23 protein-coding genes and 2 pseudogenes are annotated in these 22,346 nt (G+C 65.4%); 15 read left to right on the top strand and 10 right to left on the bottom strand.

The genetic code is table 11. The annotated features are described in order from the left end of the window. Positions 1–77: 77 nt before the first annotated feature. On the top strand, positions 78–620 hold the full coding sequence (locus ACVW17_RS01285; RefSeq protein ID WP_456750115.1) for a Dps family protein: 543 nt from the start codon (positions 78–80) through the stop codon (positions 618–620). A 182-nt stretch (positions 621–802) separates the two neighbouring features. On the opposite strand, the gene ACVW17_RS01280 is transcribed toward ACVW17_RS01285, so the two are convergent. Together ACVW17_RS01280 and carA are read right to left on the bottom strand one after the other, a co-directional pair. Next, positions 803–1,324, bottom strand: a complete 522-nt coding sequence (locus ACVW17_RS01280; protein WP_456750114.1) for a cupin domain-containing protein — start codon at positions 1,322–1,324, stop codon at positions 803–805. Positions 1,325–1,590: 266 nt separating this feature from the next. Beyond that, positions 1,591–2,785: pseudogene (gene carA / locus ACVW17_RS01275) on the bottom strand (glutamine-hydrolyzing carbamoyl-phosphate synthase small subunit). 161 nt (positions 2,786–2,946) lie between these two features. Between carA and ACVW17_RS01270 the strand changes: the two are divergent. The 6 genes and pseudogenes from ACVW17_RS01270 to ACVW17_RS01245 all read left to right on the top strand — a co-directional run. After that, the gene (locus tag ACVW17_RS01270) at positions 2,947–3,648 is read left to right on the top strand and encodes an alpha/beta fold hydrolase (RefSeq protein WP_456750112.1); all 702 of its coding nucleotides are present in this window, start codon (positions 2,947–2,949) and stop codon (positions 3,646–3,648) included. 59 nt (positions 3,649–3,707) lie between these two features. Next, positions 3,708–4,163, top strand: coding sequence for a GatB/YqeY domain-containing protein (locus tag ACVW17_RS01265; protein WP_456750111.1), 456 nt, complete (start codon positions 3,708–3,710; stop codon positions 4,161–4,163). Positions 4,164–4,331: 168 nt separating this feature from the next. Continuing rightward, positions 4,332–4,799, top strand: a complete 468-nt coding sequence (locus ACVW17_RS01260) for a hypothetical protein (RefSeq protein ID WP_456750110.1) — start codon at positions 4,332–4,334, stop codon at positions 4,797–4,799. Positions 4,800–4,877: 78 nt separating this feature from the next. Further along, complete coding sequence (locus tag ACVW17_RS01255; protein WP_456796707.1) at positions 4,878–6,398, top strand: FAD-dependent oxidoreductase; 1,521 nt, start codon at positions 4,878–4,880, stop codon at positions 6,396–6,398. A gap of 164 nt (positions 6,399–6,562) precedes the next feature. Further along, a complete protein-coding gene (locus ACVW17_RS01250) occupies positions 6,563–8,173 on the top strand; it encodes an acyl-CoA synthetase (RefSeq protein ID WP_456796706.1) in 1,611 nt (536 codons plus the stop codon). Between the two features lie 181 nt (positions 8,174–8,354). Next, a pseudogene (locus ACVW17_RS01245) lies at positions 8,355–9,341 on the top strand (IS30 family transposase); the annotation flags it as partial. A gap of 53 nt (positions 9,342–9,394) precedes the next feature. Here the strand turns inward: ACVW17_RS01245 and ACVW17_RS01240 are convergent. From ACVW17_RS01240 to ACVW17_RS01225, 4 genes are read right to left on the bottom strand one after another with little or no spacing between them, the layout of a single operon-like run. After that, a complete protein-coding gene (locus ACVW17_RS01240) occupies positions 9,395–9,910 on the bottom strand; it encodes an SRPBCC family protein (RefSeq protein WP_456750107.1) in 516 nt (171 codons plus the stop codon). Between the two features lie 32 nt (positions 9,911–9,942). Continuing rightward, on the bottom strand, positions 9,943–10,410 hold the full coding sequence (locus ACVW17_RS01235; RefSeq protein ID WP_456750106.1) for an SRPBCC family protein: 468 nt from the start codon (positions 10,408–10,410) through the stop codon (positions 9,943–9,945). Then, the gene (locus ACVW17_RS01230; RefSeq protein WP_456750105.1) at positions 10,403–10,867 is read right to left on the bottom strand and encodes an SRPBCC family protein; all 465 of its coding nucleotides are present in this window, start codon (positions 10,865–10,867) and stop codon (positions 10,403–10,405) included. Before ACVW17_RS01230 ends, ACVW17_RS01235 begins: the two co-directional genes overlap by 8 nt. Next, on the bottom strand, positions 10,860–11,174 hold the full coding sequence (locus ACVW17_RS01225; RefSeq protein ID WP_212011557.1) for an ArsR/SmtB family transcription factor: 315 nt from the start codon (positions 11,172–11,174) through the stop codon (positions 10,860–10,862). The genes ACVW17_RS01230 and ACVW17_RS01225 overlap by 8 nt, the downstream gene beginning before the upstream one ends. Positions 11,175–11,401: 227 nt before the next feature. Here ACVW17_RS01225 and ACVW17_RS01220 point away from each other — a divergent pair, with 227 nt between their 5' ends. The 3 genes from ACVW17_RS01220 to ACVW17_RS01210 all read left to right on the top strand — a co-directional run bounded on the left by ACVW17_RS01220 (position 11,402) and on the right by ACVW17_RS01210 (position 14,009). Continuing rightward, complete coding sequence (locus ACVW17_RS01220) at positions 11,402–12,739, top strand: LVIVD repeat-containing protein (protein WP_456796705.1); 1,338 nt, start codon at positions 11,402–11,404, stop codon at positions 12,737–12,739. A gap of 7 nt (positions 12,740–12,746) precedes the next feature. Beyond that, complete coding sequence (locus tag ACVW17_RS01215; RefSeq protein WP_456796704.1) at positions 12,747–13,277, top strand: hypothetical protein; 531 nt, start codon at positions 12,747–12,749, stop codon at positions 13,275–13,277. A gap of 114 nt (positions 13,278–13,391) precedes the next feature. Next, a complete protein-coding gene (locus ACVW17_RS01210) occupies positions 13,392–14,009 on the top strand; it encodes a LysE family translocator (protein ID WP_050402699.1) in 618 nt (205 codons plus the stop codon). 7 nt (positions 14,010–14,016) lie between these two features. On the opposite strand, the gene ACVW17_RS01205 is transcribed toward ACVW17_RS01210, so the two are convergent. Genes ACVW17_RS01205 through ACVW17_RS01195 form a run of 3 tightly spaced genes read right to left on the bottom strand, consistent with a single transcriptional unit; the run spans position 14,017 to position 18,301 of the window. Continuing rightward, positions 14,017–14,940 carry an FAD binding domain-containing protein gene (locus ACVW17_RS01205; protein WP_456796703.1) on the bottom strand — a complete coding sequence of 308 codons (924 nt, stop codon included), beginning with the start codon at positions 14,938–14,940 and terminating at the stop codon, positions 14,017–14,019. Beyond that, entirely contained in the window at positions 14,937–17,618 is a 2,682-nt protein-coding gene (locus ACVW17_RS01200; protein WP_456796702.1) for a molybdopterin-dependent oxidoreductase, read from the bottom strand. The genes ACVW17_RS01205 and ACVW17_RS01200 overlap by 4 nt, the downstream gene beginning before the upstream one ends. Further along, the gene (locus ACVW17_RS01195; protein ID WP_456796701.1) at positions 17,615–18,301 is read right to left on the bottom strand and encodes a TetR/AcrR family transcriptional regulator; all 687 of its coding nucleotides are present in this window, start codon (positions 18,299–18,301) and stop codon (positions 17,615–17,617) included. Before ACVW17_RS01195 ends, ACVW17_RS01200 begins: the two co-directional genes overlap by 4 nt. Positions 18,302–18,470: 169 nt before the next feature. Between ACVW17_RS01195 and ACVW17_RS01190 the strand changes: the two genes are divergently transcribed. From ACVW17_RS01190 to ACVW17_RS01175, 4 genes are all read left to right on the top strand, one after another. Further along, complete coding sequence (locus ACVW17_RS01190; RefSeq protein WP_456750098.1) at positions 18,471–18,704, top strand: DUF6894 family protein; 234 nt, start codon at positions 18,471–18,473, stop codon at positions 18,702–18,704. 9 nt (positions 18,705–18,713) lie between these two features. Beyond that, a complete protein-coding gene (locus ACVW17_RS01185; RefSeq protein WP_456796700.1) occupies positions 18,714–18,893 on the top strand; it encodes a hypothetical protein in 180 nt (59 codons plus the stop codon). Between the two features lie 220 nt (positions 18,894–19,113). Further along, positions 19,114–20,277, top strand: a complete 1,164-nt coding sequence (locus tag ACVW17_RS01180) for a PepSY-associated TM helix domain-containing protein (protein ID WP_456796699.1) — start codon at positions 19,114–19,116, stop codon at positions 20,275–20,277. 7 nt (positions 20,278–20,284) lie between these two features. Then, positions 20,285–20,467: a hypothetical protein gene (locus tag ACVW17_RS01175; RefSeq protein WP_456750096.1), complete on the top strand. Its 183-nt coding sequence runs from the start codon at positions 20,285–20,287 to the stop codon at positions 20,465–20,467. Between the two features lie 73 nt (positions 20,468–20,540). On the opposite strand, the gene ACVW17_RS01170 is transcribed toward ACVW17_RS01175, so the two are convergent. Then, a complete protein-coding gene (locus ACVW17_RS01170; RefSeq protein WP_456796698.1) occupies positions 20,541–21,338 on the bottom strand; it encodes an N-formylglutamate amidohydrolase in 798 nt (265 codons plus the stop codon). A gap of 104 nt (positions 21,339–21,442) precedes the next feature. Here ACVW17_RS01170 and ACVW17_RS01165 point away from each other — a divergent pair, with 104 nt between their 5' ends. Then, positions 21,443–22,345: a transglutaminase family protein gene (locus ACVW17_RS01165; RefSeq protein ID WP_456796697.1), complete on the top strand. Its 903-nt coding sequence runs from the start codon at positions 21,443–21,445 to the stop codon at positions 22,343–22,345. Position 22,346: the final 1 nt, after the last annotated feature.

Genomic DNA, 22,346 nt, shown 5'->3' with positions numbered 1-22,346 from the left:
GGCTGATGATGCGTTAGCGGTCCGGCGGCCAATGTTCAATGCGCCGAAATACGGGGTTCCTAACAGGAAGGTTTACCGTGAGCAAAGCCAAGACTGACGCCAACAAGACCGACAAGATCTCGCCCGATCTCGACACGCCGAGTGACCTGCCGCAGGCTGCGGTGGACACGATCTCGGCCTCGCTCAATACGCTGCTGGCCGATGCTTTCGCGCTCTACCTCAAGACCAAGAATTTCCATTGGCATGTCAGCGGCCGGCATTTCCATGATTACCACCTGATGCTGGACGAGCAGTCGGAGGCGATCTTCGCGACCACCGATCAACTTGCCGAGCGGGTGCGTAAGCTCGGCGGCGCGACGCTGAAGTCGATCGGCGACATCGCCAAGCATCAGACCATTAAGGACAATGACGAGGCCTATGTCCCGCCGCGCGAAATGCTGCGCGAGCTGATGGAGGACAACAAGCACATCGCGGCCGCGATGCGCAAGGCGCACAAGGTCGCCGACGATCACGAGGATTCCGGCACCGCCGGTCTGCTCGAGACCTTCATCGACGAAACCGAGCGCCGCACCTGGTTCCTGTTCGAGGCCAGCCGCCAGGAAGGCAGCAACGCGGCCTGAGTTTCGCTCTGTGCTGCGGAGGGTGGGCAAAGGAGCGTGTCAGCGCCGTGCCCACCATTCCTGCTCCGTGCGCACGCTTCGCCCACGCTACAGGTGATCTCCGTTGCGCGGAGATGGATTGCTTCATCGGGCCTGTCGTCCGGCGGCGCTTGGCGCCGACCGGTGATCGCATTGACCGAGGATTACCGCTTCCACAACTGCAGCAGGGGCCCGGTCTTGCCGAGCACCGGATCGGTCGCAGGGATCGCGACCAGCGGGATCGTCTTAAGCGCCTTGACGTGGTTCTCCGGCGTCGGTCGCGTGATCTGCATCGGCGGCCCAGGCGGATAGGCGCCGACAACACAGAAATCGTCGCTTGCCGACAAGCACCGATGCCCGGTGCCGGCCGGCAGGATCGCGACGTCGCCGGCTGTGATGTCCAGCACACGTCCCTGCTCGCCGCCGAACTGCACGCGTGCACTGCCACGGGCAACGCCTAAAACCTCATGCACGGTGGCGTGGTAGTGGGTGTAATCGAAGACGCCGTTCCGCCACATCGCACCCCAGCCATTGCTCGCGAACAGCTGCTCGATCGTGGCCTCGGGATTGTCGGCAATGTCGACCGCGCCCTTGTAGACCAGGAACGGCATCGGGTTGTTCGGGACCAGCCCATCGTCCTCGAAGACGATCGCAAGCGGCTCGGCCCCGGCCTTGATTGCGGACATGGCATCCTCCGGACGTGTGAGCGAGACTATCCGCGGATCAACCCGCTGTCAGCGCCCGGCGTTCCTCGGGATGGCCGCCTCACCCGATCTTGGTCAGGTCGTCTTGGCCAGCCCGCTTTGGGCAGCGCGAACACCAGACAGGTCGTGGCGGCATGCGCGATCAGCTGCCGCGCACAAAGTTGAGCGGGGGCATCGACAGCAATCCATCGCTCCATGCGGGGATAGTTGGATCGCTTCGTCGCTCGCGCTCCTCGCAAGACGGAGTGTTAAGCCGCGCTCTTCTTCTTCCGCATCAGGTCGGCGAACCGCTGGAACAGATAGTGCGAGTCGCGCGGGCCGGGCGAGGCTTCGGGGTGGTACTGCACCGAGAACACCGGCTTGTCCTCGAGCGCGATGCCGCAATTGGAGCCGTCGAACAGCGAGATATGGGTCTGGGTCGCGCCCTTCGGCAGCGTCGCCTGGTCGACGGCAAAGCCGTGGTTCATCGAGGTGATCTCGACCTTGCCGGTGGTCTCGTCCTTGACCGGATGGTTGGCGCCGTGATGGCCCTGATGCATCTTCATGGTCCTGGCGCCAACCGCGAGGCCGAGCATCTGGTGGCCGAGGCAGATGCCGAAGGTCGGCGTGCCCGAGGCAATCACCTTCTGGATCACGGGCACGGCATATTTGCCGGTCGCGGCGGGATCGCCGGGGCCGTTCGACAGGAACACGCCATCCGGCTTCATCGCCAGGATGTCCTCGGCCGCCGTCGTCGCCGGGACCACGGTCACCTTGGCGCCGACGCCGGCGAGCAGGCGCAGGATGTTGCGCTTGATGCCGTAGTCGATCGCGACCACGTTGAACTCCGGCGCGGTCTGCTGGCCAAAGCCCTTGCCCCATGCCCAGGGCGTCTCATCCCAGGTGAAACGCTGGCCGGAGGTGACCATCGGCACCAGATCCATGCCCTCGAGGCCGGGCCATTCGCGCGCCTCTTCCTTCAGGGCGTGCAGGTCGAACTCGCCGCTCCTGGAATGCGCGATCACCGCATTGGGCATGCCCTTGGAGCGGATCAGCGCGGTCAGCGCGCGGGTGTCTATGCCGGAGAGGCCGATGATGCCGCGTGCCTTCAACCATTGGTCGAGATGTTTGGTGGCGCGGTAATTCGAGGGATCGGTGATAGCGGAGCGCAGGATCACGCCGCGCGCGCCCCGGCGTCGCCGCCATGTTCACCGTCTCGATGTCTTCCTCGTTGGTACCGACATTGCCGATGTGCGGGAAGGTGAAGGTGATGATCTGGCCGGCATAAGACGGATCGGTGAGGATCTCCTCATAGCCGGTCATCGCGGTGTTGAAGCAGACCTCGCCGACGGCGTGGCCTTCGGCGCCGAGACCGAAGCCTTCCAGCACGGTACCATCGGCGAGCACAAGGAGCGCGGTCGGTTTGTGGTCCGGCCAGGCGGGAGCGTTTTCAGGGGTTGTCATGAGCCCTTTAAATAGTCGCCGCACCCTGCGGCGTCAAAGCGAAAGGGCACGAATTCACACGGCAATGCCCCTCGATTTGACAGGCTGGAACGGCCTTTTAATCTAAAGTTCCCTGAAGCGGCCGTTTGCTTGCCGAAAATGACCCGGTCCGGAGCTCCCGCATGGATAACACGATGCCGATCCTGCTCGTCCCGGGCGTCATCTGCTCACCGCGGATTTTCGCTCCGGTGATCCCGGCGCTGTGGCGGTGCGGGCCGGTCACCGTCGCCAACCACGTCCGGGACGACAATATGGGCGCCATCGCCCGCCGCATCCTGGCCGAGGCGCCGCCACGCTTTGCCCTCGCCGGGCATTCCATGGGCGGCTACATCGCCTTCGAGATCATGCGACAGGCGCCCGAGCGGGTCGCCAAGCTGGCGCTGATGAGCACCCAGGCGCGGGCCGACACGCCGGAAGCCACCGGCCGCCGTCGCGGTATGATCGAGCGCGCCAGAAATGGCCAATATCGCAGCGTGGTCGACGAGCTCTATCCGGGCTTCGTGCATCCGTCGCGGCAGGGCGACGCCAGCCTGCGCCAGGTTGTTTATGACATGAGCGAGGATGTCGGCGCCGAGGCCTTCATCCGCCAGCAGAACGCGGTGCTCAGCCGGCCGGATTCGCGGCCGAGCATGGCCTGGATCAAGTGTCCGACCCTGGTACTGACGACGGATACCGACAACACCGTGCCGAATTCGCTGTCTGACGAGATGGCCAACGGCATTCCCGGGGCAAAGCTTGTCGTACTCGCCAATTGCGGTCACCTGCCGCAGCTGGAACAGCCGCAGGCTTGCGCCGATGCGTTGGTTGAATGGTTGCGGACTTAAGGTTGTTCTGCAGCCGCAAACTGCCTACATGAATGGATTACCGGTTCAAGGACACAGAGATGCTGCGCGACGATATCAACACTGCGGTCAAGGAAGCGATGAAGGCGAAGGACGAGCGCAAGCTCTCGACGCTGCGCATGGTCAATTCGACCATCAAGAACGCCGACATCGACGCGCGCGGGCAGGGCAAGCCGCCACTCTCCGATGCCGATCTGCTTGGGCTGCTGCAGAAGATGATCAAGCAGCGCCAGGAGTCGGTCGAGCTCTACGACAAGGGCGGCCGCGCCGAGCTCGCCGACCAGGAGCGTGCGGAGATCGCCGTGATCTCGGCATATCTGCCGAAGCAGATGTCCGACGACGACGTGAAGGCCGCGATCGCGGCCGTCATCGCCGAGACCAATGCCGCCGGGATCAAGGATATGGGCAAGGTGATCGGCACTCTGAAGGCGAAATACGCCGGCCAGATGGATTTCGGCAAGGCCAGCGGCCTCGTGAAGGCGGCGCTGGCGTCCTGATCTCGTGGCCCGGATGCAGCCAACGGGTCGCGCGAACGCGCGCCCGATGACAGGCTCCGCGAAATCCGGGTAAGTCCGTCCGATCGGTGAGGGCCCGGATTACGCTTGGCTCCATCCGGGCTACGCAGGACCCGCACTGTGCGGGTCGGATGGCAGCGGAGGCTTCCGATGTTTCGTGTCGCAGCGGACAGTCTGGAAGCTTACCTTGCCTTCGATCCCGGCCGCACCGCGGATCTCGAACAAGTGCATGCGGTGATGCGCAAGGCGGCGCCTTCGCTCAAGCGGCATTTCCATGCGGGTTCGCCGGCCGGCGGGGCGGGCATGCGCATGAACATGATCGGCTACGGCCAGTTTCGCTACGCCATCAAGTCCGGCAAGACGGCGGTCTGGCCGGTGATCGGGCTGGCGCTGCAGAAGAACTACATCAGCATCTATGTCGCGGTGACCCGTGGCGGCAAGCCGCTGGTGTCCTGCTATGCCGGCAAGCTCGGCGAATTGCGCGCGGGCGGCAACAATTTTAGCTTCGAGGCGTTTGTTGATCTGAAGGCGCCTGCGGTGGCAGCGCTGTTCGCCGAGGCTGCCGATATCTTCAAGGCGGATCAGGAGAACCCGGTCCGCTACATGCAAGGCAGCTGAGATCAGCTCACCGAAAAGCGGCGGCAGGGATTCCTGCAAGGCTTTCGGGTCGAAGTTCTGGATAAATGGAGACAGGCCATGGCCGATCAGCAAGCTCCTTCCGGTCCGGATCTGACACAAGGCGTGGCCCTCTCCGACTTCCCGGGCACGATGTTGCTCGGCCATGTCGGCGACGAGGACGTGCTGCTGGTGCGTTCGGGTGCGGACATCTTCGCCATCGACGCGCATTGCAGCCATTACCACGGCCCGCTCGCCGACGGTCTGGTCGAGGGCGAGACCGTGCATTGCCCCTGGCATCACGCCTGCTTCGACCTTCGCACCGGTGAAGCGACCGCCGCGCCCGCCTTCACCGCGCTCGCCGTCTGGAAGGTCGAGCGCGACGGCGATCGCATCATCGTGCGCGAGAAGCGCGCGCAGCCGAAACCCCGCGTCAGGGGTCCGGTCGATGCACCCGGCAGGATCGTGATTGTCGGCGGAGGCGCGGCAGGCTTTGCCGCCGCCGAGATGCTGCGGCGGCAGGACTATCGCGGCAGCATTGTCATGCTGAGCGGCGAGACCGCGCCGCCGCTGGATCGGCCGAACCTGTCAAAGGACTTCCTCGCCGGCAGCGCGCCGGAAGACTGGCTGCCGCTGAAGCCGGACAATTTCTACACGGACGCCGCGATCGACCTCCGGCTCAAGACCGAGGTCCAGTCGATCGACACCGGCCGCCGCAACGTCATCCTCGTCGGCGGCGAAGCCGTTCCCTACGACCGGCTGCTGCTGGCGACCGGCGCGGAGCCGATATGGCTGCCTATTCCGGGCGCCAACCAAGCCCACGTTCATGTGTTGCGCACCCTCGACGATTGCCGGGCGATCATCGCCGCGGCCGGCGGCGCGCGCCGTGCGGTGGTGATCGGTGCAAGCTTCATCGGGCTCGAGGTTGCGGCCTCGTTGCGCGCGCGGGAGATCGAGGTTCACGTGGTCGGGCTGGAGCAGCGGCCGATGGAGCGCGTGCTTGGGCCCGCCATGGGCGATTTCGTCCGTGCGCTGCACGAGAAGCATGGCGTCGTCTTCCACCTCGGCGACACTGTGACCACGATCGAGGGCAAGCGTGCGCATTTGAAGAGTGGGCCCGTGCTCGATGCTGACCTCGTCGTGGTCGGCGTCGGCGTGAAGCCGCGGCTGGCGCTGGCGGAAGCCGCCGGGCTCGCGATCGATCGCGGCGTGAAAGTCGACGCCTACCTCGAGACCAGCGTTCCCGGTGTCTACGCGGCTGGCGATATCGCGCGTTGGCCCGATCCGCATAGCGGCGAGAACATCCGGGTCGAGCACTGGGTGGTGGCGGAGCGCCAGGGCCAGACCGTCGCGCGGAATATGCTGGGGCAGCGTGAGGCGTTCGACGCAGTGCCGTTCTTCTGGAGCCAGCATTACGACGTGCCGATCAACTATGTCGGCCACGCCGAGCAGTGGGACGAGATCGCGGTGGACGGCAGCATTGCCGGACGGGATTGCGTGCTGCGCTACAAGCGCGGCGGGCGCGTGCTGGCGGTCGCGTCGATCTATCGCGACCTCGACAGCCTCAAGGCCGAGGTCGCAATGGAGCGGGCGGCGGCCTGACGGGTTTTCCCCTCAACGATGTTCGTAGCCCGGATGCAGCGAAGCGAAATCCGGGTGGGTCTGTCCACTTGATGAGAACCCCGGATTGCGCTTCGCTGCATCCGGGCTACGCATGATGGCAGGACTAAGCCCGGCCATGACAAGGGATGGAAGCAACGCAAGCCATGCTTAAGGAAGCCGCCACCTACGACGAGCTTTATCGGAACTTCCGCTGGGATATTCCGGCGCGCTTCAACATGGCGACCGCATGCTGCGACCGGCATGCCGACGGCTCGGGCCGGCTTGCGCTGATCTATGTCGACGAGGACGGCGGCACCACGCGCACCTCGTTCGACGAGGTCGCGGATGCCTCGCGCCGCTTCGCCAATGTGCTGACCGCCGACGGCCTGGTGCGCGGTGACCGCGTCGCGGTGTTCCTGTCGCAATCGCTGGAATTGCCGGTCGCGCATCTTGCGGCATTCCGCGCGGCTCTGATCTCGATCCCGCTGTTCGCGCTGTTCGGCGAGGACGCGCTCGAATTCCGGCTATCGAACTCGGCAGCAAAAGCCGTCATCACCGATGAAGCCGGCTGGGAAAAAATCGCAAAAATCCGCGATCGGCTGCCCGAGCTGAAGAGCGTCTATATCGTCGGCGACAAGACGCCGGCGGGGACAAAGCCGTTCTGGAGCGAGATCAAATCGGCGTCGCCGGAATTCGCCACCGTCGACACCTCGGCCGACGATCCCGCGCTGATCATCTACACGTCGGGCACCACGGGGAATCCGAAGGGCGCGTTGCATGCGCATCGCGTCGTGCTCGGCCATCTGCCCAATGTCGAGATGTGCCACAACTTCCTGCCGCGGCCGGGCGATCTGATGTGGACGCCGGCCGATTGGGCCTGGATCGGCGGGTTGATCAACGGCCTGCTCGCGTTCTGGTACCACGGCATCCCGATGGTCGGGCACCGCGCCCGCAAGTTCGAGCCGCAGGCGGCGATGCAGATGATGGCAGAGCTCGGCATCCGCAACGTGTTCCTGCCGCCGACCGCCCTGAAGCTGATGCGGCAGGCCGATGTGAAGAACTCCGGCGTCAGGCTGCGCAGCATCTTCACCGGCGGCGAGTCGCTCGGCGGCGAATTGCTCGGCTGGGTGCGCGAGACCTTCGGCATCGACGCCCATGAGGTGTTCGGCCAGACCGAATGCAATTTGGTGATCGGCTCCAACTCCAATCTGTTTCCGATCCGCCCTGGCGCGATGGGCCGCGCCACGCCGGGCTTCGATGTCCGCATCGTCAACGACAAGGGCGAGGAACTGCCGCGGGGACAACGCGGCATCATCGGCGTGCGCCAGCCCTGTCCGTGCACCATGATTGAGTATTGGCGCAACCCGGAAGCGACCCGTAAGAAATATGCCGGCGAATTCCTGCTGACCGGCGATCTCGGCGTGCAGGACGAGGACGGCTATTTCTGGTACGTCAGCCGCGAGGACGACGTCATCACCACGGCCGGCTATCGCGTCGGGCCGTCCGAGATCGAGCACACGCTGATGAAACATCCGGCGGTCGCGATGTCGGCGGTCGTCGGCATCCCCGATCCGATCCGCACCGAATCGATCAAGGCCTGGATCGTGCTGCGCCCGGGCTTCGCGCCGAGCGACGTGCTGGCGCGCGAGATCCAGGAGTTCGTCAAGGTGCAGCTCGCTGCCCACGAATATCCGCGCTTCGTGCAGTTCGCTGATAGCCTGCCGATGACGGCGACCGGCAAGGTGCTGCGGCGCGAGTTAAGGGCGTTGGGGTAGTCGGGCGCGCAGTCCCTCCACCGTCGTCCCGGGCAAGCGGAGCGCGACCCGGGACCCATAACCACGGGATGTAGTTGTTGCGCGACGCTGTGGCCCCAGCTAGCTCCATCCCCATGTTCGGTGGTTATGGGTCCCCTGAGTTCACAAACGAAGTGCAACACTTCCTTGAGGAGGTGTTGCGATGGGGCGGAGTTACGAGCAGCTATCCCTGGACGAGCGATGCGAGATTGCCCGGCTTTCAGCCAATGGCAGCTCGGTGCGGCAAATCGCGGCAGCTCTGGATCGCTCGCCATCAACGATCTCTCGGGAGCTGAACCGCAATTCTGGCGCCCAGGTCGGCTACAAACCCAGCTATGCCCAGCAACAGATGCGAGCGCGGCGCTGGACGGGCGTACGCCTCGAACGGGAGCCCGGCCTGCGCCGCGCGGTCTTGGAGCGCCTTGGTCGGGGCTGGTCGCCCGAGCAGGTCGCGGGCCGGCTGGCCCGCGAACACGGCCGCAAGGTGATCTCCCACGAGACCATCTACCGCTTCATATACGCCCAGATCCGACGCACCTCGGACTTCAGCTGGCGGCGTTATCTGCCACGCGGCAAGAGCAAACGCGGCTACCGCGGCAAGAAGGGCGGCAGTCCCGCAAGCTTCATAGAAGGCCGTGTTTCCTTGAACAAACGGCCTATCGAGGCCGCCGATCGCAATGCCCCCGGTCATTGGGAAGCCGACCTGATGATGTTCTCCAAATACGGTCAGGCGATCCTGACCGTGCACGAGCGCACCTCGCGCCTGCTGCTCGGCATCCGCATCGCCAGCAAGCTCGCGCGCGGTATCGCCCGTCATCTCGTCCGCTTGTTTGCTGCCTTGCCGGAAGGCCTGTGCCAGACCGTTACCTTCGACAATGGGACCGAGTTCGCCTGTCACCTGGAGCTGCACCGCCTCGCGATCGAGACCTTCTTCTGCGATCCGCACGCGCCCTGGCAGAAGGGCGGCATCGAGAATGCGATCGGTCGGATGCGCCGCTTCATTCCACGCAAAACCGATCTCGCGACCTTCCCGACGCGCCGCCTCCGCCAGTCGATCAACGCCTACAACAACACCCCGCGCAAATGCCTTGACTTCCAAACCCCTCTCGAGGCCTTCTCTCAAGTGTTGCACTTCGAGTGTGAATCCACCTCCCTGCTTTCGCAGGGACGACATCGGAGTATGGGACGGCTGTATCGCCAACCTCACCCCGGCATCGCAATTCCCAATTCCTTCAGCGCCGCCAGCATGCGTGCCGGCGGCTGCATCGGGATCACCATGGCCCTGCCGGTCTCGAGCAGGCTCTTCAGGCTGGAGAGGATTGCCGGCCAGCCGGTGCGGCCGCCGGACAGGATGTCGTCGCTGATCGGGCGGTCATGCGATTGCAGCAAGGTCAGCTTGACGCCGTCGCCGGCGGGCTCGATCTCCCAGGTGACGAGCGTCGGGCCGAGCTTCTCGACCAGCTGCGGCCAGTTGACGTTGAAGGTGACGGTCAGCCGCTTCAAGGGATCGCATTCGATCACCTCGCCGGAGATGTGCAGCGCGCCGTCGGGCGTGCGCACGATATAGGCGCCCCCGATCCGAAGCTCGACCTCGACCGCGTTGCCGGAGAAATACTGCCGGCTGAGTTCGGCATTCGTCAGGGCCTGCCACAGCTTGTCGGGCGTGGTGGCGATGTAGATCGCGTAGACGATCGCCGGCTTGAATGTCTCGATGTTCATGTCCGCACGGGTCCTTCGATAGATTTTCATGGTCATGCGAAGCCGTCGATCCCGAGCGCGGCAGGCGGGATCGGGACCACCTTGCCGGTCTCGAGCAGGCTCTTGAGTCCGGACAGGATCGCCGGCCAGCCCTTGGAGATGCCATCGAGCAGCTTGCTGCCGACGCCGAAGCCCTCATGGGTCACGGTCAGCTTCACGACGTTGCCGAACGGCTGCAGCGTGAACACGACCCTGGTGGCCGGTTCCTTGCGCATTTCAGGGTCGGCCTCGTGCTTGAACGTGTAGGCGAGGCGCCGCGGCCGGTCGGCCTCGAGGATCTCGCCGGTGTCGGTGGTCTGGCCGCTCATCACCAGCGCAAGCGGCGAGCCGACCTTCCAGTCCGATTTCAGCTCGGTGTCGAACCAGTACTGCCGCGTGAATGCGCTCGATGTCAGCGCGTCCCACAGCTTCTCCGGCGTGGTCTCGATATAGGTGACGTAAACGAATTCGGGCTTAGGCATGGTAAGCCTCCCTCGCACCGCTGGTGAGCAGGTCCGCCGGCAGTTCGCGCCCGGTCTCGAGGAAGCTCTTCAGGCTGGCAATGACCATCGGCCAGCCGCCGGAGATGTCGCGCAGTGTCTTCGGACCGAGGTTGTCGTGCGTCATGGTCAGCTTGACCACTCCGCCGTGGGGTTCGATGTCGAAGGTCACGCGCGAAACCTGCTCGCGCTCGGCGCCTTCCTTCACGACGTCCCAGCTGTAAGCGAGCCTCCTGGGTGGGTCGGCGATCAGCACCTCGCCCTGCACGCTGCGGCGGCCGTCCTTGGTCAAATGATAGGGCGAGCCGACCTTCCAGTCGGAGCCGACGCGGTATCCGAACCAGAAGCGCTCGGTGAACTCGCTCGATGTCAGCGCATGCCACAGCTTCTCGGCCGTGGTCTCGATATAGGTGACGTAGACGTAGTCCGGCTTACTCATCACGCTTCTCCAACTGTCGCTTCAATTCGCTGAGCGCGGCAAGTTTCCCGCGCTCGAACTTCCTGATCCACCGCTCGCCGATCTGATGGATCGGAACCGGGTTGAGGTAATGCAGTTTCTCGCGGCCATGCTTGATCGTGGTGACGAGATTGGCCTCCTCGAGAATCACAAGGTGCTTGGTGACGGCCTGACGCGTCATGTCGAGGCCGTCGCAGAGCTCGCCGAGCGTCTGCCCGTTCTGTTCGTGAAGCCGGTCAAGCAGCGTGCGCCGCGAGGCGTCCGCGAGGGCTTTGAAGACTTCATCCATGGTTCGAATAATAGGCAACCGAATGGTTGCATGTCAAGAGCGTGTGTTTGGACGCCCGCATCGTCGTGCTAGCGTCCCGCGCAGCCAACGCAGATTGGCGTGGAACATGGGTGGTGCGCATGGATGGTCGCGTTACGGCGGTTTGCTGCACGTTTGTTGTCGTCTTGCTCGCACACGCTGCGAGCGCCGAGCAGCCAAAGATCGGCGACTCGCCCGAAGCCTCCAACATGCGGCTGGTTGGAACCAACGATCTGCAGGCGCGCAGCGCCTATCAGCCGACCATCCATCACCAGGGCGACCGCTGGATCGCCTATATCGGCCATCACGGCGGCACCGACGACATTCCCGATCCGGTCAATCCGATGACCGGCAAGGCCGAACCGAACGGCACCTCGATCGTCGACGTCACCGATCCCGCGCATCCCAGATATCTGCGGCACATTCCCGGGCAGGAGGGCAAATATGAATCCGGCGGCGCGCAGATGGTGCGGATCTGCGACGGCAAGGATCTGCCGCAGGGCGATCGCAACGCGGTCTACATGCTGCGCGCGGTTGGTACCGAGGGGCATGAAATCTGGAATGTCGCCGATCCCGCCAATCCTGTTCTCGTGACCCACATTGGCGAAGGCCTGAAGGACACGCACAAGAATTTCTGGGAATGCAGCACCGGCATTGCCTACCTGGTGTCGGGCGCGCCGGACTGGCGCACGCGGCGGATGACGCAAATCTACGATCTCTCCGATCCAGCGCATCCCCTGAAGATCAGGGATTTCGGCCTGCCCGGGCAGGAGCCGGGAGCGACCGGCGCGGTACCGACCGAATTGCACGGGCCGATCTCGACCGGGCCGCAGGGCAACCGCGTCTATTTCGGTTACGGCACCAACAAGGGCGGCTTCCTGCAGATCGTCGATCGCGACAAGCTGCTCAACGGACCGAAGCAGCCGACGCCGGACAACCTGACATTTCCCGAGATCGCGCGGATGCCGTTGTCGGCGATGAACGGCGCGCACACGGTGTTTCCGATGCCCGGCATGCCGATCGCCGAATTCGCCCGTGACAAGGACGGCAAGACCCGCGACATCGTGATGATCGTCGACGAGGCGATCCAGAACGAATGCGGCGAGGCGCGGCAGATGGTGTGGTTCGCCGACGTCACCACCGAAGCGCGGCCGATGCTGATCTCGAGCTACACCGTGCCCGAGGCCTCCGGCGCGTTCTGCGAGCGCGGCGGCCGGTTCGGCTCGCATTCGTCGAACGAGAGCATGGCGCCGGTCTACTACAAGAAGCTGGCCTTCATCGCCTTCTTCAATGCCGGCGTCCGCGCGCTCGACATCCGCGATCCCTATCACCCCAGGGAAGTCGGGTACTTCATTCCCTCCATCACCGCGGCGACCGACAAACGCTGCGTCACCATCGATGGCCGCGACCGCTGCAAGGTCGCGATCCAGACCAACAATGTCGAGACCGACGAACGCGGCTATATCTACGCGGTCGACCGCGCCAACACCGGCCTGCACATCCTCGAATTGGCCGGTGAGGCGCGCGCCATCGCCGGCTTGCCGTGAGGGTTTGATGATGTGGGGTTGGCCGGTCATCGCGACGATGTTCCTGGCGCTCGGCGGCCTGTCGGCCGTGGCTGGCTACGAGATGGCGCCGCCGCAGGCCGCTGCGTGGCGCGAGATCGCCTGGCCGTTCCCGCGCGACGGCTGGCCCGCCGGCCGTGCCTTCCGCTGTGGCGCGGCGGAGTGCGGCACCGAAATCGAAGTCTATCTCAGGCCGAAGCTCGGCTTCTGCAATTGCGACAGCGGCGTCGCCGATGAAGATGAGGTCGATCGCGTCGCCGATGTCGACATGATCGGCCCGCGCTTCGTGCCGCTGAAGGCGGGGGATCTCGTTGATGTCGCGGACATGCGCGGACGGATCAGGGCCTATGATCTCGATGGACGCGCCGCGATCGGCATCGCCGTGTCGCATCGCTGCGATCTGATGGCGATTGCGGCGCAAGGCGGCGGCGATGCCGCGCGGGTGCAAAGGGCGACGTTGAAGTTTCTGGGGTCTCCAGAGATCAGGATGTGGATGGCGGCGGCGATGGAGGGACGTTAAGCCGCGGCGTTCTGGATACCCCGCTTTCGCGGGGCATGACGGCGATGAGCAGGAATCGCTTCCTCTTCGCCCGTCGGACGTGCATAGTTCACCTTCACCGTCAGTGAGATTTCCATGTCCCTGCAAGCCTATTTCGCCTTTGTCGCCGCCTGCATTGCGCTGGCGCTGTTGCCCGGTCCGATCGTCACGATGGTGATCGCCAACGGGCTGCGCTACGGCACGCGCGCGGCGCTCACCAATGTGCTGGGCGCGCAGGTCGGGCTTGCGATCGTGATCGGCATCGTCGCGGTCGGCCTGACCTCGCTGATGGCCACCATGGGCTACTGGTTCAACTGGGTGCGCTTTGCCGGCGCCGCCTATCTGGTCTGGCTCGGTATCAAGCTGATCCGCTCGCCGGTCGAAGGCGTCGGCACCGACGACAGACCGCCGCCGCCGCGCGGCGGGTTCTTCCTGCAGGGCTTTCTGGTGCTGCTCTCCAATCCGAAGGTGCTGGTGTTCTTCGGCGCCTTCATCCCGCAGTTCATGGACATGGACAAGCCGCATCTGCCGCAGGTTGCGCTGCTCGGCGTCACCTTCATGGCAACCGCGGTGCTGACCGACGCCGCGTACGCGCTGGCCGCCGGCCGCGCCCGCAAATTCTTCTCCAAGGAGCGGACCCGGCTGATGTCGCGGATCTCCGGCGGCTTCATGATCGGCGGCGGCATCTGGCTGGCGCTGACCCGGGCGCGGTGAGGCTCAGCTACGCTGCGATCCGTTCGACGACGTCGCGCACCAGGCCCGTCAGCAGCTCGAGCTTGTAGCCGGTCATCGGCAGCGGCTTGGCTCCCGTGACCGCAAGCTCGGCGGCTTGCGCAGCACTTGCCGCATTGGCCGGCTTTCCCTGTAGCGCCGCCTCACTTGCGGTGAGACGCAGCGGCACCGGCGCGATGCCGCCCGCGGTGATGTAAACCTGCTGGAACATGCCGCCTGAAACCACCGCCCGCACGCAGATCTCCACCAGCGGCCATTCCGCATAGGAGCGGCTGATGGCGCGCTTGTAGAGCGCGCGCTCGCCGGCCAGCGGAGTAGGCAGCTCGATCCGTTCGATCCGTTCGCCCGCTGCGAGCAGATTGTCGGCGGTGCCGTTGCTGCCGTCGCCGAGCAAATCGGGGATCGACAGTCCGCTGCGCCGGTTCGTGGTGACCGTCGCATCATAGGCCAAGAGCGCCATCGCCATCGTCGATGGATGCGGCGCCACGCACGGGCCCAGATCGAACGCGACGTGATAGAGGTGGTTGCCCGATCGCGCCGGGCAATCGGAGCCTCCCTTCTTGAGACAGCCGATCTGCGGATTGCGGAAATACCAGCAGCGCGAGCGCTGCGCGAGGTTGCCGCCGAGCGTCGCCATGTGCCGGATCTGCGGCGTGGCGAGGCTCTGCGCACTTGCGGCGATGCCGGGATAGGCCTGGGCGAGCCGCGTGTCGGACGCGATCGCCGCGATCGCGGTCAGGGCGCCGATGCGCGCCGCGCCGTCCGCGTCCCACGCGATGCCGATCGTCTCGGGACCGGCGGTGAGGTCGATCACCGTACCGCACGACACGCCGCTGCGGCGGCGTTCCGACAGGTCGGTGCCGGCGGCGCGGAATTCGGGCGCGCTGATGACTTCTGCGGTTGCGGCGCTCATGCGGCGTCCCTCCCTTTCAGCGCGGCGAGGATACGGTCGGGCCGGATCGGAATCTCGGTGAGGCGGACGCCGATCGCGTCATGGATCGCATTGGCGACGGCGGCCGAGGTCGGCACCGTCGAGGCCTCGCCGATGCCGACGCTGTTGCCGAGCACGTGGTCGAAACCGGCTTCGTCGAAATGCACGTCGATCTCGGGCGTGTCGGCGATGCCGGGGATACGGTAATCCTCCATGCCCGCGGTCAGCACGTCGCCGCTGTTCGGATCGAGCTCGCGCGCCTCATAGAGCGCGTAGCCGAGGCCCTGGATCACCGCGCCGCAGGCCTGGCTGCGCGCCAGCGCGGGCGACGCGATCTTGCCGACCGCAATCCCGGTGTGGACGTTGAGCACGCGGACATGGCCGAGCCAGGTGTCGACCTCGACCTCGATCACCTGCACCGAACTCGGCACGCCGGCGCCGACCGCGATGTTGGAGGAGCGCCGCATCATCCAGCCGAACACCATGCCGATCAGGCCGAGCTCGCGCAGCGGCGAGCGGATGCCGGGCGCGGTGTTCTTGCCGTCCTCGCCGCGCGCCTCGGTCACCGCGATGTCGGGCGAGCGCGCGATCAGCTCGCGCCACGGCGCGTTCGAGCCGGGCGCGGGCTTGCGCGTCGCCTGCTCGAGGATCGCGGCCTTCAGCTTGCGCACCGCCTGCAAGGTCGGCGGCATCACCGAGGCGGTGACGCGGCTGCCGCCGGAGCCGGGTCCTTCGGGCAGCGCGGAATCGCCGATCCGCACATCGATATCGGAGGGCTCGAGATCGAACTCGCGCGCGATGGTGTCGGCAAGGATGCTGCGGGTGCCGGTGCCGATGTCCTGCGTCGCGGTGCTGGCGACGATGCGGCCGCCCTTGACCGCGACCTCGACCTTCACATTGGGCTGCCAGAGATAGAGCCAATAGCCGGTCGCGACTCCGATGCCGCGGCGATAGCGGCCGGTCTGCGATGGTTTGCGATTGCGCCAGATCTCGAGCCCGGAGGCCCAGTTGTAGAGCCGCTGACGGTTGGGATCGGGGTCCCAGCGCTTGCGCAGCGCGATTGGGTCGACCTTGAGCCGCAGCGCGGCCTCGTCGATCGATTGCTCGACCGCGAACGCCATCGGCGGACCGCCGGGGCCGCGGAAGGCGGCGCCGGGGGGCAGATTGCTGATGACGTCGAAATCCGAAAGATCCTTGGCCTCGGCCGGATAGATCAGCCGTGCCAGGCCCGCGATGGTCGAGTTGGTCGCGGCGCCCGTGTCGGCATGTGCGGTCACGGAGAGTGCTTTCAGCTTGCCCTCATCGGAAGGGAGCAGCGCGACCTTCAGTTCGGCGGCCGGCCGATAGCCGGCGACCGAGAGCTCCTCCTGCCGATCGTAGGCGACGCGCACCGGCGCTTTCGCCGCGCGCGCCAACTCGATCGCGGCGATCGTCTCGGTACCGAGGCTCGACTTCGATCCGAAACCGCCGCCGACGTGTTCGGCGATCACGCGGACCTTGTCGTGATCGAGCTTGTAGCGTTTTGCGATCTGCTCCTTGAGATGAAACACCTGCTGGGTCGAGGCGTGCAGGGTCAGCCGGTCGCCGTCGAAGCGCGCCACTGCGGCGTGCGGCTCGAGGCAGGCATGCTGCTGCGTGGCAGTGCGGAAGGTCGCTTCGACCAGCAGCCTGTTGCTCGCCTGGCGCGCCTCATCCACCCAGCTGCGCGCCTTCTTGGCGCGGGTCGAGAACACCGCGGTCGGGCCACGGATGTTCTGCTTCCACGGCGCCGGCCCGCCGGCCGCTTCCGAGACGTTGCCGGCGCGCTTGCGGCTCGCTTTGTCGAACACCACCGGCGCGCCGTCCTTGCGTCCGGCGTCGAGCCCGACCACCGCGGGCAGCTTTTCGCAAGTCAGCTTGATCGCGGCGAGCGCTGCCAGCGCGGCCTCGCGATCGCTCGCTGCGACCGCCGCAATCGGCTCGCCGACATAGCGCACGATCTTGTCGTCGCCGAGCAGCGACACCGCGGTGACGCCGGCGAGTGCCCGTGCCGGTGCGAGATCGAGCGCGGTGATGCGCGCATGCGCCTCGCGCGAGCGCAGGATCAGGCCTTCGAGTTGGCCGTCATGCTTGATGTCGACGGTGTATTTCGCCGCGCCCGTCACCTTGTCGCGCGCTTCGATGCGGGGTGCTGCGACATTGTCGCCGTCGAAGCGTCCGGCGCAGGCATCCGCCACCGCGCGGAAGATCCCGTCATAGGCGCCGCAGCGGCAGAGATGGCCCGACAGCGCCGCGCCGATCTCCTCGCGCGACGGCACGGCCGTGCCCCGGGTTGCGCGCCATTGATCGCAGAACGCGACGGATTCCACGATGAAGCCCGGCGTGCAGAAGCCGCATTGCAGGGCGTCATGCGCCATGAACGCCTTCTGCACCGGATGCAGCCCGGCGGCACCGATGCCTTCCACTGTCGTCACCGCTTTGCCGGCGGCGGCCTGCGCCGGCATCAGGCAGCTAGTGACCGGCGCGCCATCGACCAGCACGGTGCAGGCGCCACAGACGCCGGCGCCGCACACCAGCTTCGTGCCGGTGAGTTTGAGCTGGTCGCGCACGATGTCGATCAGGAGCGCGTCGGGATCGTCAGGCAGGGATTCGACGCGGCCGTTGACGGTCGTCGTGGTCATGACTGTCCTCCGATTATCCTGCGTGTCGGCTTGTTGCGGATTGCCGCCTTCCTGGCGGGCGGCTGTTGTGATTTCGACGAGGACTTTGTCTCGGATCTCGGCACAGCGCCGGCGCAGAGCGTCCGCACCATGATCGCCATGTCCTTCAGGAACGCATCGGCCGGCTGCATCGCCGGATATTGCGACTTCGCGGCGTGCATCGACATTTCGACCAGCCGCGCGAATTCCGCCGGCGACAGCCGCTGCGGCAGCACAAGCTGCTGCTTGCGCACGACCCGCGCGATGGTGGCGGCCATGCGCTCCGCATGGCGCGCGGCATAGGTCTGGTAGAGGTCGCGCGCGTGCACCAGGTGCTCGGAATACAATTCCTCGATATGCGGCGAGCCGTCCAGCGAGGCGATCATGGTCGAGATCCGCGCGGTCAGGCCCGCGGCGAGGATGTCGCCGAGATCGCCGCCCGCTGCCTCCGCTGCGGCGACAGTGCTGTCCTCGGCCGCGATGGCGCTCTCATGCACGCGCTCGATCACGGCGCGGAACAGCGCCTCCTTGGATTCGAAATGGTGATAGAGCGCCTGCCGCGTCAGGCCGGCCGCCTCGGCGACCTGCTCGATCGAGGAGCGGCGGAAGCCGTGTCGGCGGAAAACCAGCATGGTGGCATCGAGAATCCGGGTTTTCGCTTCCATTTGACGATTTTGACAATTTCAGGAGAACTGTCAAATCGCGATTTGGTGAGGGAGCGCCCGCGCCGCCCGTGCCTGTGTGAGCGGCGTCACGGATGGTCGCGCGCCGGCTGCGTAAAGCTTCGTCATGCGAGGGCGAGCCCGATCGCCCGGCGCTTGCGAGGATACGGACATGACACAGGTCTATTTCCATTGCTCGAATACGCGCGGCGTGCTGATGGATCGCCGCGGCACGTCGGTGGCCAGCCTCTCCGAGGCCTGCGAGGCGGCGACCTGCATGATGCGCTCGCTGGTTGCGACGGACAGTCTGGAAGATTGGCGCGATTGGGCCGTGCATGTCAGCGACGAGGACGGCGAGGAGATCGTGATCCTGCCGTTTGCATTCGTTCTCGGCAAGCCGCACTGAGGGCGGGCCATGCCGTCGTTGCGGCCGTCATTGTCATCTCTTCGCCGCGGCATGAATGCGATCACGGCCGGCTGGCGCAATTTGATCGCGCGAGTTCGCGATCCCTACCGGCCCGAGCTGCACTACATGCGCGGGCCGGGCCCCAAATGGCATGCGAAGCATCCCGTTCAGGCCGCGCTGGTTGGTTGACGCAGACTCGATCGCGTCGATTCGATTTAGAACGCTCCTAAGAAATCGCGCCGACAGCCGAGGCGCATCGTCGCAGTTCCCCGCAATTCTCGTTGCGCGATCGCAACACGATTGCCGATAAGCCCCACACTGGACGAGTTCTAATCGCCGCGCGGCTGCGCGCGTCGTTCATCGTGTTAGTGACGGCAGCAATGGAGACTTTGGAATTCAGGTAACGAAATTGACTGCGACGACCAAATCCCTGCGGCGGTGGGGCGCCGTCCACAAATGGACCAGCCTGATCTGCACCTTGTTCATGCTGCTGTTGTGCATCACCGGCCTGCCGCTGATCTTCCACGACGAGATCGACGATCTTCTGCACAGTTCGGTCAAGCCGGCCGAGGTGCCGGCCGGCACGCCGCCGGCCAATCTCGACCATCTGCTCGCCAACGCGCTGGCGCGGGCGCCGGGCAAGGTGCCGCATTTCCTGATCTGGGATCGCGACGAGCCCGGCGCGATCTGGGTCAGCGTCGGTCCGACGATCGACGCCGATCCGACCAACAATTTGCTGGTCCGGATGGACACCCATAGCGGCGCCTATCTCGATTCGCCCGATGTCACCGGCCGCTTCACCTACATCATGCTGAAGCTGCACACCGACATGTTCGCGGGCCTGCCGGGGAAACTGTTCCTCGGCTTTATGGGAATCCTGTTCTGTGTCGCGATCATTTCCGGCATCGTGGTCTATGCGCCGTCGATGCGGAAGCTGCGCTTCGGCACCTACCGCGCAAAACGGACCCGCGTCGTGCGCTGGCTCGACGTCCACAATCTCGCCGGCATCCTGCTGGTGGCCTGGACGCTGGTGGTCGGCTTCACCGGTGTCATCAACACCTGGGCCGATCTCGTGCTCAAGATGTGGCAATTCGGCCAGCTCGCCGAAATGACCGCGCAGTACAAGGACCGGCCGGTGCCCTCGAAGCTGACCTCGCTGAACGGCGCGGTCGAGGTGGCGCGGCATGCGGTGCCCGGCATGACGCCGAGCTTCGTCGCCTTCCCGGGGACGCTGTTCAGCAGCAAGAGCCACTATACGGTGTTCCTCCATGGCGATACGCCGCTGACATCGCGGCTGCTGAAGCCCGCTTTGATCGATGCCGAAACCGGCACGCTAACCGACAGCCGCGACATGCCCTGGTATGTCTCGACGCTGTATATTTCGCAGCCGCTGCATTTCGGCGATTACGGCGGCATGCCGCTGAAGATCGTGTGGGCACTGCTCGACATCCTCACCATCTTCATCCTGGTGACCGGCGTGTATCTATGGATGCGCCGGCGCCGGGCAGGCGTCAGCCAGGAGCGCGCCATCGCCAACGCAGCGTCGATCGACAGCCCCGCACTCATGTCGTGACGTCCGCATGCTCGCACATCGCTCATTGACCCGGATCTTCGCCGCACCGCTCGTGATCGCGATCGTGAGCACGGTCGGACTGATCAGCGCGCTGGTCGGCGACGGCTGGTGGGATGCCGTCTCCTGGGCCGCGCTCGGCCTGCCTGTGCTGCTCTATCTCGTGTTCATCTGGCGGCGCCGGCCGAATTGAAGCTCGCATCTTATGATGCGATCCGACCTCTCCCCGCACGCGGGGCGAGGTGAAGCGGAGTCCGTTCGACGTTCTAGATCAGCGCTTCCGCGCGCAGCGTCGTCTCGATCTCGCCGAGGATGCGCGCCAGCCGCTCGGCCCACGCCGTCTCGCCGGCCTGGTCGGAGATCAGGTCCTGGCGGATTTCGATGCCCGAATTCATCAGGCCGCGCTGCTCGCCGTGCACCGGGATCGTGTAGTCGGTCTCGTCGCTGACCGCATAGGGCTCGTTTTCGCCGACCACGAGATCGCCCTCGCTGCGCAGATGCTTCAGCAGCAGCGGCGGCAGCGCCTTGTCGTGGTGATACAGCGTGCCGATGTGCCAGGGCCGCGCGATGCCGGCATAGACCGGCGTGAAGCTGTGCAGCGACACCAGCACGGTCGGCATGCCCTGGCGCGTGCGCGCGTCGATGATCTCGTCGATGCGCGCGTGATAGGGATCGAAGATCTGCGCGCGGCGCAACTCCGCGGCCTCGCGCGACAGGCCTTCATTGCCGGGCACCGTGGTGGCTTCGCTGATCAGCGGCACCGAGCTTGCGACATGCGGCGGGCGGTTGCAGTCGATCACGAGCCGCGAGTAGCGCTGTGCGATCAAATGCACGCCGAGCAGGTCGGAGAGCTGGGTTGCGACGCCGGCGATGCCGATGTCCCAGGCGATGTGCCGGACCAGCTCGGTTTCGGGCAGACCGAGATCGCCGAGCGGGGCGGGAATCAGCCTGCCGAAGTGATCGCAGGTGAATAGGAACGGTGAGCGGCCGGCAGCATTACGTTCAAGAACCGGTGAGACATCGGTGCTTGCGAGCAACAGAGATGAACCACCACCGTAATTCACGGGCCTTTTTCCTCAACTTTGCCTATTCAAGCGGCATGCTGGTCTGGAATCGAGCAGCTTTCTCTATAGATTATAATGTCCGGAATCACGATGATTGTTTGAAGATGCCGCTGCTGACTATCCATCACAAGACCGTTTATCGCTACGCGCGCCCGGTGGCGTTCGGCGAACACCGCATCATGCTGCGCCCCCGCGACGGTCATGATCTGCGCGTGCTCGACAGCGCGCTTGTGATCGATCCGCAGCCGATGTCGCTGCGTTGGATCCACGACGTGTTCGGCAACAGCGTCGCGATCGCCTCCTTCGACGAGCGCGCCGACACGCTGTCCTTTGTCTCGACCGCGACGGTGGAGCACAATCCGGCCGACACGTTCGCGCTGACGCCGGACGACCCTGCGTACTTCTATCCGTTCCTCTACGACGATGAGGAATTCCCCGATCTGCAGCAGTTCATCACGCCGCAATATGGCGACCCGAACGGCGAGCTGTCGGCCTGGGCGCGGAGCTTCCTCGATGTCGAGGCGCCGACGCTGACTTTCAAGATCCTCAGCGACATGACCCATGGCATTCGCGAGGCGTTCAGCTATCGCAAGCGCTACGAGCAGGGCACCCAGCATCCGCTCGACACGCTGCGCACGAAGTCCGGCACCTGCCGCGACTATGCGCTGTTCATGATCGAAGCGCTGCGCCGGCTCGGCATCGCCGCGCGCTTCGTCTCCGGCTATCTCGCGATGCCGCCCGGCAGCGCGCATGGCTATGTCGGCGGCGGCTCGACCCACGCCTGGGTGCAGGTCTATCTGCCGAGCGCGGGCTGGATCGAGTTCGATCCGACCAACGGCATCGTCGGCACCCGCGATCTGATCCGCGTCGCGGTGGCGCGCGATCCACGCCAGGCGATCCCGCTGCATGGCGTCTATCTCGGCGCCGCGGATGCATTCCTGGCGATGGACGTCGACATCAAGGTGGTGTCGGTTGGCGAGAGCGTGACGGAGCAGGAGACAGCCTGAC

The sequence above is a fragment of the Bradyrhizobium sp. USDA 4473 genome (assembly GCF_054063335.1).
The sequence above is the reverse complement of the archived record's forward strand: the minus strand, read 5'-3'. Positions and strand labels throughout refer to the sequence as shown.